Source organism: Bradyrhizobium sp. Ec3.3 (assembly GCF_000472925.1).
In the GTDB taxonomy this organism is placed as follows: Bacteria; Pseudomonadota; Alphaproteobacteria; order Rhizobiales; family Xanthobacteraceae; genus Bradyrhizobium.
Genome location: NZ_AXAS01000006.1, coordinates 116,340 through 132,170 on the forward strand (window position 1 = coordinate 116,340; position 15,831 = coordinate 132,170).

General features: G+C 63.5%; 16 protein-coding genes. 6 read left to right on the forward strand and 10 right to left on the reverse strand.

What is annotated here, in order from left to right; translation table 11 throughout:
• Positions 1 to 5 precede the first annotated feature (5 nt).
• Positions 6 to 1,694, forward strand: a complete 1,689-nt coding sequence (locus YUU_RS0107125) for a hypothetical protein (protein ID WP_027521773.1) — start codon at positions 6 to 8, stop codon at positions 1,692 to 1,694.
• A 91-nt stretch (positions 1,695 to 1,785) separates the two neighbouring features.
• The gene (locus YUU_RS0107130; protein WP_027521774.1) at positions 1,786 to 2,007 is read left to right on the forward strand and encodes a hypothetical protein; all 222 of its coding nucleotides are present in this window, start codon (positions 1,786 to 1,788) and stop codon (positions 2,005 to 2,007) included.
• A 240-nt stretch (positions 2,008 to 2,247) separates the two neighbouring features.
• On the opposite strand, the gene YUU_RS0107135 is transcribed toward YUU_RS0107130, so the two are convergent.
• The 3 genes from YUU_RS0107135 to YUU_RS0107145 all read right to left on the reverse strand — a co-directional run bounded on the left by YUU_RS0107135 (position 2,248) and on the right by YUU_RS0107145 (position 2,891).
• Complete coding sequence (locus tag YUU_RS0107135; RefSeq protein WP_027521775.1) at positions 2,248 to 2,439, reverse strand: DNA-binding transcriptional regulator; 192 nt, start codon at positions 2,437 to 2,439, stop codon at positions 2,248 to 2,250.
• A gap of 36 nt (positions 2,440 to 2,475) precedes the next feature.
• Positions 2,476 to 2,628, reverse strand: coding sequence for a hypothetical protein (locus tag YUU_RS58410; protein ID WP_156944145.1), 153 nt, complete (start codon positions 2,626 to 2,628; stop codon positions 2,476 to 2,478).
• 74 nt (positions 2,629 to 2,702) lie between these two features.
• On the reverse strand, positions 2,703 to 2,891 hold the full coding sequence (locus tag YUU_RS0107145) for a hypothetical protein (protein WP_027521776.1): 189 nt from the start codon (positions 2,889 to 2,891) through the stop codon (positions 2,703 to 2,705).
• Positions 2,892 to 3,276: 385 nt separating this feature from the next.
• On the opposite strand from YUU_RS0107145, the gene YUU_RS0107150 reads away from it, so the two are divergent.
• Positions 3,277 to 3,675 (forward strand): hypothetical protein, encoded by a 399-nt coding sequence (locus tag YUU_RS0107150; protein ID WP_027521777.1) that lies wholly within the window; start codon positions 3,277 to 3,279, stop codon positions 3,673 to 3,675.
• A 23-nt stretch (positions 3,676 to 3,698) separates the two neighbouring features.
• Here the strand turns inward: YUU_RS0107150 and YUU_RS0107155 are convergent, their stop codons facing one another.
• From YUU_RS0107155 to YUU_RS0107165, 3 genes are all read right to left on the reverse strand, one after another.
• A complete protein-coding gene (locus tag YUU_RS0107155) occupies positions 3,699 to 4,157 on the reverse strand; it encodes a hypothetical protein (RefSeq protein ID WP_027521778.1) in 459 nt (152 codons plus the stop codon).
• Positions 4,158 to 4,225: 68 nt separating this feature from the next.
• Complete coding sequence (locus tag YUU_RS0107160) at positions 4,226 to 4,597, reverse strand: YqjD family protein (protein ID WP_027521779.1); 372 nt, start codon at positions 4,595 to 4,597, stop codon at positions 4,226 to 4,228.
• 78 nt (positions 4,598 to 4,675) lie between these two features.
• Positions 4,676 to 5,788 carry an AI-2E family transporter gene (locus YUU_RS0107165; protein ID WP_027521780.1) on the reverse strand — a complete coding sequence of 371 codons (1,113 nt, stop codon included), beginning with the start codon at positions 5,786 to 5,788 and terminating at the stop codon, positions 4,676 to 4,678.
• Positions 5,789 to 6,000: 212 nt separating this feature from the next.
• Between YUU_RS0107165 and YUU_RS0107170 the strand changes: the two genes are divergently transcribed.
• Positions 6,001 to 6,804, forward strand: a complete 804-nt coding sequence (locus YUU_RS0107170; RefSeq protein WP_027521781.1) for a L,D-transpeptidase — start codon at positions 6,001 to 6,003, stop codon at positions 6,802 to 6,804.
• Position 6,805: 1 nt separating this feature from the next.
• Complete coding sequence (locus tag YUU_RS0107175; protein ID WP_027521782.1) at positions 6,806 to 7,453, forward strand: DUF2865 domain-containing protein; 648 nt, start codon at positions 6,806 to 6,808, stop codon at positions 7,451 to 7,453.
• 300 nt (positions 7,454 to 7,753) lie between these two features.
• Here the strand turns inward: YUU_RS0107175 and YUU_RS0107180 are convergent, their stop codons facing one another.
• On the reverse strand, positions 7,754 to 9,847 hold the full coding sequence (locus tag YUU_RS0107180; protein WP_027521783.1) for a methyl-accepting chemotaxis protein: 2,094 nt from the start codon (positions 9,845 to 9,847) through the stop codon (positions 7,754 to 7,756).
• Between the two features lie 267 nt (positions 9,848 to 10,114).
• Between YUU_RS0107180 and YUU_RS58415 the strand changes: the two genes are divergently transcribed.
• Complete coding sequence (locus tag YUU_RS58415) at positions 10,115 to 10,270, forward strand: Thivi_2564 family membrane protein (RefSeq protein WP_100235107.1); 156 nt, start codon at positions 10,115 to 10,117, stop codon at positions 10,268 to 10,270.
• A gap of 82 nt (positions 10,271 to 10,352) precedes the next feature.
• Here the strand turns inward: YUU_RS58415 and YUU_RS0107190 are convergent, their stop codons facing one another.
• The 3 genes from YUU_RS0107190 to cysD form a co-directional block, all read right to left on the reverse strand.
• The gene (locus YUU_RS0107190) at positions 10,353 to 12,518 is read right to left on the reverse strand and encodes a malate synthase G (protein ID WP_027521784.1); all 2,166 of its coding nucleotides are present in this window, start codon (positions 12,516 to 12,518) and stop codon (positions 10,353 to 10,355) included.
• A 359-nt stretch (positions 12,519 to 12,877) separates the two neighbouring features.
• Positions 12,878 to 14,794, reverse strand: coding sequence for an adenylyl-sulfate kinase (gene cysC / locus YUU_RS0107195; RefSeq protein ID WP_027521785.1), 1,917 nt, complete (start codon positions 14,792 to 14,794; stop codon positions 12,878 to 12,880).
• A 22-nt stretch (positions 14,795 to 14,816) separates the two neighbouring features.
• Positions 14,817 to 15,611, reverse strand: coding sequence for a sulfate adenylyltransferase subunit CysD (cysD, locus tag YUU_RS0107200; RefSeq protein WP_027521786.1), 795 nt, complete (start codon positions 15,609 to 15,611; stop codon positions 14,817 to 14,819).
• Between the last annotated feature and the right edge of the window lie 220 nt (positions 15,612 to 15,831).

Below are 15,831 nucleotides of genomic sequence, written 5' to 3' on the forward strand. Positions count from 1 at the left end.
GCGACATGACGCCCGAAGTACCCGTCGAAGAACTGCGGAAGGATGTTGAAGCCTACGTGCAATCCGGCGGCAATCGGTCCGCCGCCGCGCGCATGCGCAAGCTTCCCCGCAAGACCTACACGTATCGGCTAGAGTTGGCGCAAAAGAAACTTGGCATTCAGCTAGGCAAGATCGTGGACGGCCGCGTGGATTACGTGAAGGCCGCGAAGCGCCCGCTCCCGAAGGGCAAGAGCGTCGCGCGCTACATCCTGTCGTCCGTGCAGAACAACACGCATCCGCACCCCGGCTTCGCGAACTTGGAAGCATACGCCGAATGGCTCCGGAGCTTCGGCACGTGCGAAATCATCTTGGGTACGTACTCATACGCCATGGACGCGTACGGCGCGAAGGCCGTCAAACGCGGCACGTATGAGAAGGCGGCGGAGCGCGGCGCCCTTGGCAAGCTGTGGTACGCGCCTGAGTTGGTGCCGTACATCAACGACGACTCCTTGGAGCTTGCGCCGGGCTTGGTGTGGTGCGGCGAGATGAACATCTTGCCGACAGCCACCAACCCGCTCACCGGTCTCGAAGACTACAACGGCCGCAAGTCCAATATCATCCCGCACGCTAAGCACGCGCTCGAATCCGTCGCATCCCTCGCCGACGAACCTACGAAGTTCAACTACGCAACCGGCACGGTCACGCAGCGCAACTACATTCAGAAACGAATCGGCATCATGGCCGAACGCAAGCACAGCTACGGCGGATTGCTTGTCGAAGTGGATGCCGAAGGCAATTGGTACGTTCGCCAACTTCAGATTGGTGCGAAGGGCGAGGTGTACGACATCGGCCCGTCGGGCTACCGCGGCGTGCGCATCGAAGGCGGCAAGGTGGAAGCGATCAAGATCACCGAAGCGTCGTCGCGCTCCTTCCTTGAGGCGATCACGTGGGGCGACATCCATGCGGCGGAGATGGAACTCTGGGTGCGGCAACTCGCGTGGGCGAAGGGCGGCATGCTGGACCAACTCGCGCCGCGAAAACAGTTCTGGCACGACGTGTTTTCAATGCGCAGCCGCAGCCACCACGAAATGCGCAACTTCCATCGCACCTTTGAAAAGTGGGTGAACGACGAAGGCAACGTCGAAGGCGAAATGTTGGTTACGGCGGACTTCATGACCGAAGCCCATCGGCCTTGGCTCGAGTCCGTCGTCGTGCGCTCCAACCATGACCGTCACTTGGACCGTTGGTTGAACGAAGCCCGCATCGAGCGGGACCCGGAGAACGCGCGCTACTATTCCCTCCTTCAGCATCAAATCCTACAGGCCGTCGAAGACGGGGACCGCGACTTCAACGTACTTGAATGGGCGCTCCGCCAAAAGAACATCCCCAAGGCAATCCGCTTCCTGGGGGAAGATGAATCCTACGTGATTTGCCGTACCCGCGACTTCGTGGGCATCGAATGCGGCTTGCACGGCGATCTTGGCCCGAACGGCTCGCGCGGCTCTACGCGCTCCCTGAAGAAGCTGGGACGCCCTGCGAACAAGGCCCACGACCACAAGGCAACGTGGATGGACTCCACGCTGTCGGCCGGTGCGTGCTCCACCAAGTTTCCGTACATGAAGGGGCCGGGCGCGCATTCCGTCTCACACATCGGCAGTTTCGAGAACGGCGCCCGCCAAATCCTGACTTTCTGGCAAGGAAAGTTTCGCGCATGAGCGATCCCCTGAGAGCATATCGCTACGGGACGATAATCGCGGCGCTTTGCATCGTCGTCGCGCATTGCATTTGGCTTTTCGGGTGAGAGGCATGAAACACATGTTAAATGATAGGCAGGTTGCGGCCCTTCGAATTGGCGAACAGGCAATTGAGGATTTGGACTTCCGCGACCGTGACGGTTTAATCGCCAAGGGGCTTGCCGTGAGAGCATGGCCGAAAGCTACTGGCACCGACTGGAAAACATGGCTTACACCAGCCGGTGCGCAGTTGCGCTTGGAACTGTTCAGCCCGTCCGGCGAACCCCGCGCGTGATCCACCGGCGGCCGAAGGTTCGGCCCCGGTGGATTGGGCTCACAAACCCGCTTACCGTCTTGGTGCTGTGGGTGCTGATCGTGAGCGAATTCCGGCGCCATAAGAAGCCCGTGGAGTGGTCGTCCGCTCTGCGGGCTCTTCTACCCCGACGATTCGGAATACCGCATGACGGGGCGCGCTGCGCGCCTATTTGCGCGGCCTGTTGCGTCGCTCATGGACCAGCACAAGGAGGCAAACGACCTACGTCACGGAGTCCGGGTTGACCTTTAGCCGCTCCATTAGCCGCAAGAGGCGGGCCACTGGCTCCGGGATAGTCCCGCCGTTCGCGTAGCCGTTGACCGTACGTAGGGTAACGCCGATGACGTCGGCCGCGTGGCTTTGGTCCCGGAGCTTCAGTCGCTCGCACAGTTTGTTGAATTCGTCGGCGGTCATTGTTTCGTACGGTACACGTGGGCGGAGTGGCGGCCCTTAGGCCGCCTCCTCTTGCTCTTCTCGCCTCTTTTCGATCAGCGCCCGGTTGAGCCTCTTATATTCCTTCTCCATCTTCTTGGGTGCTTTGCGGTAGCAGGCCATCTGGCGGCTGAGGGAATGGAGGGTGTCTTCGATGTCGTAGCTGGTCATCCGCTGTCTCCGTTGTTGATGCGAAGACACTACTACGCAACTTTTGCGTACGCAACGGTTGCGTAGATAGAAGGTTAACGGAGCCCTAACCGGCGGACCTTCCGGCGCCAAGTGACCACACCCCACGCGGTCGCGATCGGCGCGAGCACGACCGCGCATTTGTAGATCGTGAACCACTCCGGTGTGGAGACATCCAGGATTTCAGTCGCGGTGCCCCATAGCGACAGAGCCTCAACCGCCGCGTCGAATGCGTGTAGCTTCATTTGTGTGCGCCCCTGCTTTCTTTTGGGTCGTAGTGCACCGCGTGGGGCTTAACGGCCCGTTAAAGCAGGCTCGCGCCAAAGGTGGGGAAAAAGGTGGGGAAGGATAAAAAACCCGCCAAAAACCCGGGAAACAAGTAAGGCGCGACTGGCATCACCACAGTCGCGCCCTACGTCGCCGGTTTATGGGGCAGGGGGGAATAACCGGCTGCCATGATGACTCCGGCGCACAAGAGTCGTTCCAGGGCGCCGCAAATTATTTTTGATCCCAGTATTTCTCTTGCCTGTCTCTTTTTCGCACACGGTTAAGTGATCGTGACGCCTGAGAACCCCTGACAATCCGGCAGCGTTGTTCCAGTGATCGCCATGGGGCGAGGGACGAACAACCATGTCACAGATCAGCAAAGCGTTTTTAGGCGCGGTCGCCATCTCGTTGACGGTTGGTGCCGTGCAGCTGGCGTCGGGCCACGATCTCGTGCAGCGCTGGCAGGCCGTCGCCGATGAGCCGGGCCACATCGTCAATCGCGCCGGCAAGGCCGACCGCATCGCCAATCCGAGGCCCGCGGCCGTTGCGACCCGCACCGTGTCGATGCGTCTCAACGATCTCGCCGATACGTCAGTGCTGCTGCGTGTTCCCGCGACGATCGAGACCGGCAATGCCAGCCATGCCAAGCCGCCCGTCTTGCTGCAAAAGCAGGGGCGCAAGCCCACGGTCGCCTGCGAGCCCGTCGTCAGCTCGCTGACCGAAATCGCAAAGCTGCTCCAGCCCGGCCGTTGCGTGACCTGATCAGTTCGAATTTTGCCCGATAATTATTCGGCCGGCTCGGGCGAGGCCTCCTCTTCGGGTGTCCCGGCCCGGCTTGCCATGATGCCGAGCGCCACGCCGCCGATCGCAAGGATGGGAAGCAGCCGCTTGACGCCGATGGCGCGGACGATCTGCAAGCCCGTTGCGATCAGCATCGGATCGGACAGCATGCTTTGGGCTGCGGATCGCGCGGCTTTTTCCGCTGCCTGTCGCGCGCGCTTCTCGGTCTCTCGCTTGTAGGCGATGTAGCTGCCGGCGGCGGCCAGCGTGAGCAGGAAGAACACGCCGGCCCCGGCGAGGCATGCCTGCACCGGACCATAGTTTTGCAGCACCAGGATGAAGACTGCGGCGCAGAGAAATGCCGTGGTGATGAAGAGCGCAAGCGCTGCGGCTGCCGCAAGCGAGGTCAGCCGCAGGGTCGTACCCGTCGAGGCACTGATCCCATCGATTATCCGCTGAAACATCGCCCTCGCTCCTCAATCCCTCCCGCCAGCACGGCGATGAAGTTCGGTCCTCTTCGTGGTCTCGGCTTTTAGCGGCGCCAGGCAATGCCGATCAGGAAGCCGATACCGAGCGCAATACCCACGGTCGCGAGCGGGCGCTGCGTGATCGCATCCTCGAGCGTTTCCTCCAGCGAGGTCGCTGCGTCCTGTGCCGCATCCATCATCGCGCTGCCGCGCTCGGAGGCATCATCCATGGCCGAATCCATCTGCTGGCGCGCCTGCTTGTAGCCGCGCCGGGCTTGCTTGCCCGCGGAGTTGGCAAAGGTATTGAGGGCGTCAGTGATCTGTTCGGTGAGGGCGGCGATATCGTTTTTCACGGCTAGGACATCCTTTTCGAGGCGTTCGCGGGTGGCCTTGTCGGTCCAGTCTTTCATTCCTGTTTCGGCATTGGTCATTGACATCGAAAGCTCCGGATCGTTGGCGGTGAGCTAGCCGGAAAAACGTTCCGCCGTGACGGAAGTTCCCCTTGTGGAAACCACTCAGTCGCCTGGTAGTTGCGGCGCATCGGGAGGAAGGAGATGCTCTTTCAGAATGAGCGCGACGATCAGAAGCGGCGATGACAAGAAGGCCCCCATCGGCCCCCACAGCCAGGTCCAGAAGGCGAGCGCGAGGAATACCGCCAGTGCATTCAGTGCCAGCCGCCGGCCGATGATGGTGGGCGTGACGAAATGTCCCTCCAGGAAGGTGAGGCCGCCGAAAGCGACCGCTGCCATCAATCCGCTGCCGAGGGTCGGAAAGGCGATCAGGCCGACCACGACCAGCACGACGAACATCGCGATCGGTCCGATGATCGGGATGAAGTTCAGCGCCGCCGCCAGCGCGCCGAGCCCGGCCGGATTGGGCATGCCGGTCAGCGCACAGACGATCCCGGTGGCGATGCCGACGCCGATATTGATGACCGTCACCGTCACGAGATAGTTGCCGAGATGGACCTCGATCTCGTTGAGGATCCGTAAGGTGCGCAGCCGCGCGTCGCGATCGCTGAAGGTCATGATCAGCGCGCGCCTCAGGTCGCGCCAGCTTGCGATGAACAGGATCAGGGTCGCGAAGAACAGCAGGAATTCGGTGAAGGTCGGCGACAGGAATTCCAGGGTCGGCTGCACCCATTCGAATTTCGGCATCTGGAAGCTCGGCAGGCCTTCCGAACCGCCAACCATTGCTTGCAGCTCCTGCCACAGTGCCAGCGGCCGGTCGAACAAATGCAGCTTGTCCTTGAGCCGTGCGCCGAGCTCCGGCAGGCGGGTGCTCCATTCCATGACCGGCGAAGCGATCAGGGCGACGACGAAGGTGACCATCGCGGTGACCGTGACCACGATCAGCACAGCGGCCAGCGCACGTGGCACCCGTTGCCGTTCCAGTGACGTTGCCGCCGGCGACAGCATGGTGCCGGTGACGAAGGCCATCACGACGGGAAGGAAGAACGGCTTGCCGACATAGAGCACGGCCACGACCGCGATCAGAAGCATACAAGCGAGCGAGAAGGCAACGAACTCGGTGCGCCGGATCACCGGCGGCAGGTCGCTTTTGCTGTCGGGAAGCGGTGCGCCTTCGCTGTCGTTGGAAAGCAGACGTTCACCGGGAAGGACGTGCACAGCCATTCTCCCGCACGAAGCTCACGCTCCGCGCGCGCAAGACTGCTGAAGAACGTGCCTCTGACTGGAAGGTTCCGTCGCGGACTCGTGAAGTTGCCTTCGCTTGACTGTGACCGGCCGGCTGCGCGAGCGCGCGGAACTTGAGTCGTCGCAAGCGCGTTTGTTCGGCCAGCGCATCACCCTGATGCACTTGGATTCAAACGGGGCAGCACATGACACAGTTATCTGCATCCCACCGCCGGCCTTCGCCGCGCGCCTTCACCGCGTTTGCCTTTGCGTCAGCATTGCTGTCGATGCCACTCGATACCGCGAGCGCGCAGACGCTCGGCTTTATGCCAATGCAGCCGCAGGCTTTTCCGCAGGGTTATGCGCGAGGCTATGTAACCGGGCAGCCGCAGGCCTCGGATGATCCGGTCGCCTCGGACGATTCCGTCCTGCCCGAGCGGCTGCGCCGGCAGATCGTCAGCTTCGACGGCAGCCAGCCGGCCGGGACGATCGTGATCGATACCGGCAATACCGTGCTCTACTACGTGCTCGGCCAGGGCCGCGCCATCCGCTACGGTGTCGGTGTCGGGCGCGACGGCTTCACCTGGTCGGGTGTGCAGGCGATCAGCCGCAAGGCGGAATGGCCGGATTGGCATCCGCCGGCGGAGATGATCGCGCGCCAGCCCTATCTGCCGCGCTTTGTCGCTGGCGGCCTCGGCAATCCGCTCGGCGCGCGTGCGATGTATCTGGGCGCGAGCGAGTATCGCATCCACGGCACCAATGACCCCACCACGATCGGGAAGTTCGTCTCCTCGGGCTGCATCCGCATGACCAACGAGGACGTCGTCGATCTCTTCAACCGGGTCAATATCGGCACCAGGGTCGTGGTGCTCCCGAAGAACGCGCCGCTGCTGGCGCGTGGCGGCGATCAGTCGCGCAAAGCGGCGCGCCCGGCCGCGGCGACACTGGCCTCGGGACGCCAGGCGCTCAATCTTTCGCCCGTCTCCCTGAACAGTTCGGCGCCGAGGTAACATGATCGGGCGTTCGACAGTCAAAGTGGCCGGCGGCGCGGCGGTGTTGCTGTTCGCTTCGCTCAGCCTGGCGCTGACGTCGTCGGCGCGCGCGGAGGATTTCCTCTCGGCGCTGTTTGGTGCGTTCGGCGCCCGGCCGCCGCCACAGATCAGGATGCCGTTCCCCACCGACGACATGCCGCGCTACGAGGCGCCGCGGGTGCGTTCCTATGGCGGCGGGCAGGCCTGGTGCGTGCGCACCTGCGATGGACGCCACTTTCCGGCGCAAGGCAACGACAGCGAGAGCAAGGCGCAGAGCTGCAACAGCTTCTGCCCCTCAGCCGAAACTACGCTGGTCTATGGCAGCGACATCGACGAGGCGGTTACGGAAACCGGGCAGGACTATTCCGACCTGCCGAATGCCTACCGCTACCGCAACGAGCTCGTCGCGGGCTGTACTTGCAACGGCAAGGATTCCGTCGGCCTCGCCGCGGTCAAGGTCACGGACGATCCGACCTTGCGCAAGGGCGATATCGTCGCGAGCCCCGGCGGATTGGTGGTCGCCAATCGCAACGCCAGCGACAGGCGTGGCGTCACCATGAACTTCTCGCCGCTGCCGGATTCCGTGCGGGCGAAATTCCGCCACTTGCCCGTGGTGGCGCGGGAGTAGTGCCGATATCGGCGCGCTGGGCTGGTCTCGTGCCCGGCGAGGGCGCGATGATGGATCTCCCCTCTGATTTGCCCGACGCGTTAAACGCCCCTGGCGTCGTTTGAGAGGTCCCGGCTACTTTGCATGGGGTTGTTTTCGACATTTTTGTTGGCACGCCCCGGCTTGTGGGATCATCCCTGCCCCAATCCCGTCATTGCGAGCGAAGCGAAGCAATCCAGAATGTCTCCGCGGCGGGATTCCGGATTGCTTCGTCGCTTCGCTCCTCGCAATGACGGCAATGAACGACATCGAGTGCGCAGCCTACGCCGCGCGGATCTTGCCGAGGAAGTCGGTGACCTGGTGGCCGAGCTGACGGCTCTGGGTCTCCAGCGTTTCCGAGGCGTGCTTGACATTGTCGGCTGCGGCCGCGGCGGCATCCGCATCGGCCTTCACGCCCGTGATATTGTCCGAGACGTTCCTGGTGCCTTGCGCGGCAAATTGCGTGCTGCGTGTGATCTCCTGCGTCGCCGCGCCCTGCTGCTGGACGGCGGTGGCAATCGCGGTCGCGACCTCGTTGACCTCGCCAATGATGCCACCGATTGCCTGGATGGCATTGATGGCATCGCCCGCGACCTTCTGGATGTCGGAGATCTGCTCGGAGATCTCCTCCGTCGCCTTGGCGGTCTGGCTCGCCAGCGACTTCACTTCGGAGGCAACCACGGCAAAGCCGCGGCCGGCTTCACCGGCGCGGGCGGCTTCGATGGTCGCATTGAGCGCGAGCAGGTTGGTTTGCGCGGCAATGGTGTTGATCAACCCGACAACCTCACCGATGCGTCCGGCGGATTTGGCAAGGCCCTGCACGGTGCCGTCGGTCTCCCGCGCCTGGCTGACCGCGCGGCTGGCGATGCCCGCGGCGTGCGCCGCCTGCTGGCTGATGTCGTTGATCGAGGCGCTGAGCTCCTCGGCCGCTGCCGCCACGCTGTCCACGCTCATCGAGGCGTCGTTGGAGGCCTTGCCGGCGACCTGGACGCGGTCGTTGGTCTGGCGTGAGACGGCCGAGAGATCGCCCGAGGTCTTGCGCATTTCTCCGGAGGCCTCACCCAGCTCGCCAAGTGTCTTGCGGATGACGCCCTCGAACTCGCCGACATAGGTTTCGACCGCGCGTTGACGTGCCGCGGCACCTGCATTGCGCTCGCGCTCCTGCGCCTCGATGTTCAGCTTGTCATTGGCCTGCTGCTTGAAGGTTTCCAGCGCGCCGGCGAGCGCGCCGATCTCGTCCTGCCGGTCGAGATAGCCGCTATCGACGGCGAGATCGCCGCCGGCGACCTTCAGCATGGCATCGCGAATATTGACCAGCGGCGTGATGACACGGCGGGTGACGAGCATGATCGCTCCGGCGGTCAGTGCCAAGGCCAGCACCAGGAGCGTGAGCTGCACGATCAGTGCGCGCTGGGCTGCGATGCGCTGCTCCAGTGTATGGCTCTTGGCGGCGTCGAGCGCGGCTTCGGCAACGACGACGGCGCTCGCGAGCCGCGCCACCGTGGCCTGCGTCCACTGATTTGCGGTTAGTTCGGGCTTCTCGCCATTGGCCGCCGCGTTGGCGAGACGATCGCGCAGCGCGAGGTAATCGGGATCGAAATAGGCGGCCTTGGCAGCGGTCATCGCCGAGACGAGTGCCGGCGGCAATTGCATGCCGGAGGTCGACAAATCCAGCGCTTTCCACATAGCGGCGATGCCGCCGACATATTGGATGTAGGCGATTCGGGTCTCGGGCGCGAGACGGCCGGCGCCGATGCCGTTGGAGACGATCAGCGACGCCTCGCCACCGGTGTTGCGAAGCAGCCAGGCATTCTGCTTGATCGCCAGCAACTGGTCGATCATTGCATCCTGGTGATTGACGCTGGCGGCGAGGATATTGGAGGTCTTGTCGAGCGTCTCCAACAGGCCTTGCGTCGTCTCCATATATTCCTTGGCGAGGCTTGTCCGGCGCTGCTCCTTCGGCTTCACCACCTCGTCCCAGAATTGCTTCTGCTCGTCGCCGAGCAGCTTGAACAGGCGGGCAAGCTCGGGCACCAGCGTCGTCGATTGCGGGAAGTCCATGGTCGGCAGCAGCTCGAGCGCGCGTGCCATCGCCGGCATCTCGGCCTCACGCAAGTCGCGCAGGTATTTGTCGATCTCGGCGTCCATCGGCTCCGTCGCGTTGAGGAGCCGCGAGGTCGTCGAGCGGTCGGTGCGCAGATTGTGCATCGCCTTGAAGAGATCGGCGGACGCGTCGGCAATCCGCGAGATGCGGTTTGCGGTCCTGAGACGCTCCCATGACTCGAGGGCGGTGAGGGACAGTGCAATCACCACGCAGACCGACGTGATCGCGATCACCGCCTTGAGCAGCACGGATACGGTCAGACGATTGAGCATCGAAGTCCCCCAATTCCTATTTCAAAGCTCGGAAAGCAGCGCCCCGACAATCGAATCAGGAAGGAGCGGTCTTCAAATCGGCAATGCCCGCCTGCGGCGCGGCGCAAGCGCTTCGGCATTTGGAAGGAAAAGGGTAAAGTTTTAATCAGTAGCTCGGCTGGTAGAAGTACGTATTTACTAGAAGTTGCAACGGGTTGCTTGAATGGAACCGAAGGGCGGGCGCGGCGTTAGGAGTTCGTTAGCAATTTGCCTGAAGGGGGCCTTCCGATGCTCGTTGGCGTACTCGTCACCTTTCTCGTCGTCATCCTCGTTCTTTATCTCATCAACATGCTGCCGATGGACGGCCGCGCCAAGCAGATCGCGCGCGTCATCGTCATCATCATCGGCATCGTCTCGCTGTTGAAGTACCTCACGGTGTTTTAGCGGGGCCCGTTATCCATCTACGGATCTCGCAAAAAACCCCGGCGCGAACCGGGGCTTTTGACGTCTGACAGGCCAGCCGTAATTAACCGGCGGCCTTCGCCTCGCGGCGGCGTGCGGTGAGGATGTATTCGGTGTAGCCGTTCGGCTGCGTGCGGCCCTTGAACACGAGGTCGCAGGCGGCCTTGAAGGCGACGCCGTCGAACGACGGCGCCATCGGCTTGTAGAGCAGGTCACCGGCATTCTGCTTGTCGACGACGACGGCCATGCGCTTGAGCGATTCCATCACCTGCGCTTCGGTGATGACGCCCTGGTGCAGCCAGTTGGCGAGATGCTGGCTCGAGATGCGCAAGGTGGCGCGGTCTTCCATCAGCCCGACGTCGTGGATGTCAGGGACCTTGGAGCAGCCGACGCCCTGGTCGATCCAGCGCACCACATAGCCCAGAATGCCCTGGCAGTTGTTGTCGATCTCCTGCTTGACGTCATCGGGCGCCCAGTTCGACTTCGACACCGGAATGGTGAGGATGTCGGAGAGTTTTGCGCGCGGCCCGCCCTTGGTGAGCTCCTGCTGGCGCGCGATGACGTTGACCTGATGGTAGTGCAGCGCGTGCAGCGTCGCCGCCGTCGGCGAGGGCACCCAGGCGGTGGTGGCGCCGGCCTGCGGATGGGCGAGCTTCTGTTGCAGCATGTCCGCCATCTTGTCGGGCGCCGCCCACATGCCTTTGCCGATCTGGGCGTGGCCGGGCAGGCCGTCGATCAGCCCCATGTCGACGTTCCAGTCCTCATAGGCCTTGATCCATGCCTGCGCCTTCATCTCGTTCTTGCGGATCATCGGCCCCGCTTCCATCGAGGTGTGGATCTCGTCGCCGGTGCGGTCGAGGAAGCCGGTGTTGATGAAGACGATGCGCTTGGAGGCCTGCTGGATGCAGGCCTTGAGGTTGACGGTGGTGCGCCGCTCCTCGTCCATGATGCCGACCTTGAGCGTGTTCTCCGGCAGTGCGAGCATCTGCTCGACGCGGCCGAAGATCTCGCAGGTCAGCGCGACCTCGTCGGGGCCGTGCATCTTCGGCTTGACGATGTAGACCGAGCCGGTGCGGCTGTTGTTGCTCTTGGAAAGACCCTTGAGGTCGTGGATCGCGAGCAGGCCGGTGACGGCCGCATCTAGCAGGCCTTCCGGAATCTCCTCGCCGGTCTCGTCGAGCACCGCATCGGTGAACATGTGGTGACCGCAATTGCGGATCAGGAGCAGGCTGCGGCCGTGCAGCTTCACCTCGCCCTTGCCGTCCGGCGTCTTGTAGCTGCGGTCGGTGTTGAGTGCGCGGGTCAGTGTCTTGCCGCCCTTCTCGAAATCCGCCGACAGCGTGCCGTTCATTAGCCCGAGCGTGTTGCGGTAGACCAGCACCTTGTCCTCGGCATCGACCGCGGCGACGGAGTCTTCCATGTCGAGGATGGTGGAGACGGCCGCCTCCATGATCATGTCGGCAACCCCGGCCGGATCGTCCTTGCCGATCGTGTTGCTGCGGTCGATCTTCACTTCGACATGCAGGCCATTGTTCACGAGCAGCACCGCGGAAGGCGCCGCCACATCGCCCTGGAAGCCCGCGAACTGCGCAGCGTTCTTCGGCGCGGTGGCGTTGCCGCTCTTCAGCTTCACCGCAAGCTGGCCAGCGACCACGCTATAGGCGGTGACGTCGGTGTGGCTGCCGGTCGCGAGCGGCACGGCGGCGTCGAGGAATGCCTTCGCTTTCGCGATGACCTTGTCGCCGCGCGCTTTGCTGTAGCCCTTGGCGGTATCGGCAGCGTCATGCGGGATCGCATCGGTGCCGTAGAAGGCGTCGTAGAGCGAGCCCCAGCGCGCATTCGCTGCGTTCAGCGCGTAGCGCGCATTGGTGAGAGGCACGACGAGCTGAGGCCCGCAGATCTTGCCGATCTCCTCGTCGACATCAGCGGTCTCGACCTTCTGCGTCGCAGGCTCGGGCAAGAGATAGCCGATCTCCTTCAGGAAGGCGGTATAGGCATTGATGTCGAATGGCTTGCCATTGTTCGCGCGGTGCCAGTCGTCGATCTTGGCCTGCAAGCTGTCGCGAACCGCGAGCAGCGCGCGGTTCTTGGGACCCAGATCCTTCACGATCGCGGCAAGCCCAGCCCAGAACGCGTCCGGTGCGATCCCGGTCTTCGGGGCCGCTTCCTTCGCGATGAAGTCGAAGAGAACAGGGGCGATCTTCAAACCATGGGCGTCGTGGCGTTTCATGAGGGGCTTTCTTGTTGGAAATGGCGTTTTTTGGCTGCCTTTGACCCGTCGGCAGCAAAATGCGCCCATAAAGGGCGGCTTTCGAGGCCCTATTAGCCTCAAAACTGGGGCCGTGAGAAGACCCCTAAAGGTCTGTCAAAATGTCAAGATGAGGTGGGTGCCCCACGCACCGTTGTCATTCCCCGCGAAGGCGGGGAATCCAGGCCGCTGCCGCTTCTCCGTATCCCATCGCTGTCTCTGGAATACTGGGTCGCCCGGTCCCGTCTCCGCCAAGGCTCCGACGAGGCTCGCGAACTCTGCTCGCCGAAGCTTCAGCGAAGGCGGCAAGCCGGGCGACGACTTGGAGAAATAGGACAGGCTCAAATATTCGCGGCGAGGTCGACGACCTCGTCGAACAGCACGCCGCTTGCCTTCAGCATCTGCTCGATCGCGTCCGTCGCATCCGCGACCGTACGCGTCGAGGTGTCGATGCTCAGCTCGGCGCCTTGCGGCGTCTGGTAGTCGTTGCCGATGCCGGTGAACGACTGAAGCGCGCCGGAGCGGGCTTTGGCGTAGTGGCCCTTGGGATCACGGCTCTCGCAGACTTCGGCGGGCGTCGCGACGTAGATCTCGCGGAACGTCGTGTCGGCGATGCGGCGCGCGGTGGCGCGGTCCTCGCGCGCGGGCGAGACGGCGGCGACGATCGCGATGTGACCGTTGCGAGCAAGATGCGTCGCGACTTCCGCAAGCCGCCGGATGTTCTCGCTGCGATCGGCGGCGGAGAAGCCGAGATCGCTGTTCAGGCCAGCGCGCAGCGTGTCGCCGTCGAGCAGGATCGGCGAGCCGCCATTCGTGAACAGACGCCGCTCCAGTGCCTTTGCCAGCGTCGACTTGCCGGAGGCGGGAAGGCCGGTGAGCCAGACCACGGCGCCGTTGTGCTGATAGCGCGCGGAGCGCTCGTCGGGACGGAGTGCGGATTCCACCGGCACGATGTCGACCGGCACGGCGCGCTGGCCGGCATCGACCGACAGCACGAGGCCGCCGCCGGCGATGCGCCCTGAGACTTCGATCACCAGCCGCCCGGTGCGCGGGTTCTCGGTATAGGGATCGGTGGCAATCGGATTCGAAAGCGAAATATCGATCTCGCCGACATGGTTGCGGCCGATCGCCTTGTTCTCGCTGCTCTCGAGCTCGCCGGGGTCGACCGCCTTCTCGATCGCAACGACCGTGGCGCGGCTTTCCTTCGGCCCGCAGCGCACCAGGAGCTGATCGCCCTTGGCGAGCGGCTTGTCGTGCAGCCAGAAGATGCGCGCGCGCAGACGCCGCGTCTCACGCGGCGCGGCGCCGGCATGCGCGATGATGTCGCCGCGCTCGACGAACAGCTCGCGGTCGAGCGTGATGCCGACCGAGCGGCCCGCGCCCTGGCGGGTGGCGACCGGCGTCACCGGCCAGCTCTCGACGGTCTTGATCTTGGCGATCTTGCCGGCCGGCATGATCACGATCTCGTCTCCGGCTTTCAGGCTGCCGGATTCGATGCGGCCCGCCACGATGCGGCGATCGTCGAACTTGTAGATCGCCTGCACGGGCAGGCGCAGCGCCAGCGTCTCCAGCGGCCGCGCCGGCTCGAGATGATCGAGCGCCTCGACGACGGTCGGGCCCTTGTACCAGCCGATGCGGTCGGTTCGCTCCGCGACACCGTCGCCGTCGCGAGCCGATATCGGGATCACTGCCGTCGGCGTCACGCCGAGGCCCTTCAGATGCGCTGAAATCTCGTCGCTGATCTCCTTGAAGCGATCGGCGCTGAAATCGACGCGGTCCATCTTGTTGACGACGATCGCGACCTGCTTCACGCCGAGCAGATGCAGGAGATAGCCGTGCCGGCGGGTCTGGTCGCGCACGCCTTCGAGCGCATCGATGATCAGCACCGCGCCGTCGGCCTGCGAGGCGCCGGTGATCATGTTGCGCAGGAATTCCGCGTGGCCGGGCGCGTCGATCAGCACGATGTCGCGCGAATTGGTGCGGAAGCGGATCTGCGTCGTGTCGATGGTGATGCCCTGGTCGCGCTCGGTCTGGAGGGCGTCGAGCAGGAACGACCATTCGAAGGGCATGCCGCGCCGCACACTCACGGCCTTGAGCATCTCGAGCTTGCCCTCGGGCAGGCTGCCGGTCTCATGCAGGAGGCGGCCGACCAGCGTCGACTTGCCGTGGTCGACATGGCCGACGATGACGATGCGGACCTGCGGACGCGTGGTGCCGTTCGGAGTTGCCGGCGTAGCAGAAGTGACGATCATGTTCATAGCCGCGTTGCGTCCTCAGGGATCAGAGATAGCCGGCGACGCGCAGACGCTCGAAGGCGTCCTCGGTCTCGTGGTCGAGCGCACGGCCCGCGCGCTCCGGCACCTTGGTCTGTTCGAGCTCGATCAGGATCTCGTCGATGTTCGACGCAGTCGAATTCACCGGATTGGTGATGTCCTGATCACCCAGCGAGCGATAGCGCTTGCCGTCCTTGGCAAGATACAGCGGAATGATCGGGATGTTCTCGCGCTTGGTGTAGGCCCAGATGTCGGCCTCGGTCCAATGCAGGATCGGGTGGATGCGCAAATGGGCGCCCTGCGGCGGCGAGGCGTTGAAATGGTCCCAGAACTCCGGCGGCTGGTCGCGTACGTCCCAATTGCCCTCCAGGCCGCGCGGCGAGAACACGCGCTCCTTGGCGCGCGTCGCCTCCTCGTCGCGGCGGATGCCGGCGATCAGACCGTCGAAGCCAAATTTGGCGAGTGCCATCTTGAGGCCTTCGGTCTTGCGCGCGGCCGAGCGTGCGGCAGGCGGCAGCGTCGGATCGACGGCATCGATGGGCGGGCAGGGCTCGACGCGCAGGTCGAGATCCCATTCCTTTCCGTAATGATCGCGGAAGCGATACATCTCCGGAAACTTCTTGCCGGTGTCGACATGCAGGGCGGGGAACGGCATGCGGCCAAAGAAGGCCTTCCGCGCAAGCCAGATCATGACGTTGGAGTCTTTGCCCAGCGACCACAGCAGAGCGATCTTCTTCAACCGGGCGAAGGCCTCGCGGAAGATATAGATGCTCTGCGCTTCCAACTGGTCGAGATGGTCCATGCTGGGCGGAAGATCTGCAGAAAATTCTTGCGCGCCGACGCGCCCGATGAGGGCCGGGCTGCTCACTCCGACAGCTGCGGAATCGTCCTTGAGAAGATGCATCTCTGCCACTTTGCGTTTGGAGGCGAAAATTCTATAGTTGCGGCGCGGGAGAGAAGAAAAAATTTTCTCTTTGCGCGCTCGAAATGAGACATATATAGAAAATAATTCCAGTCAACCC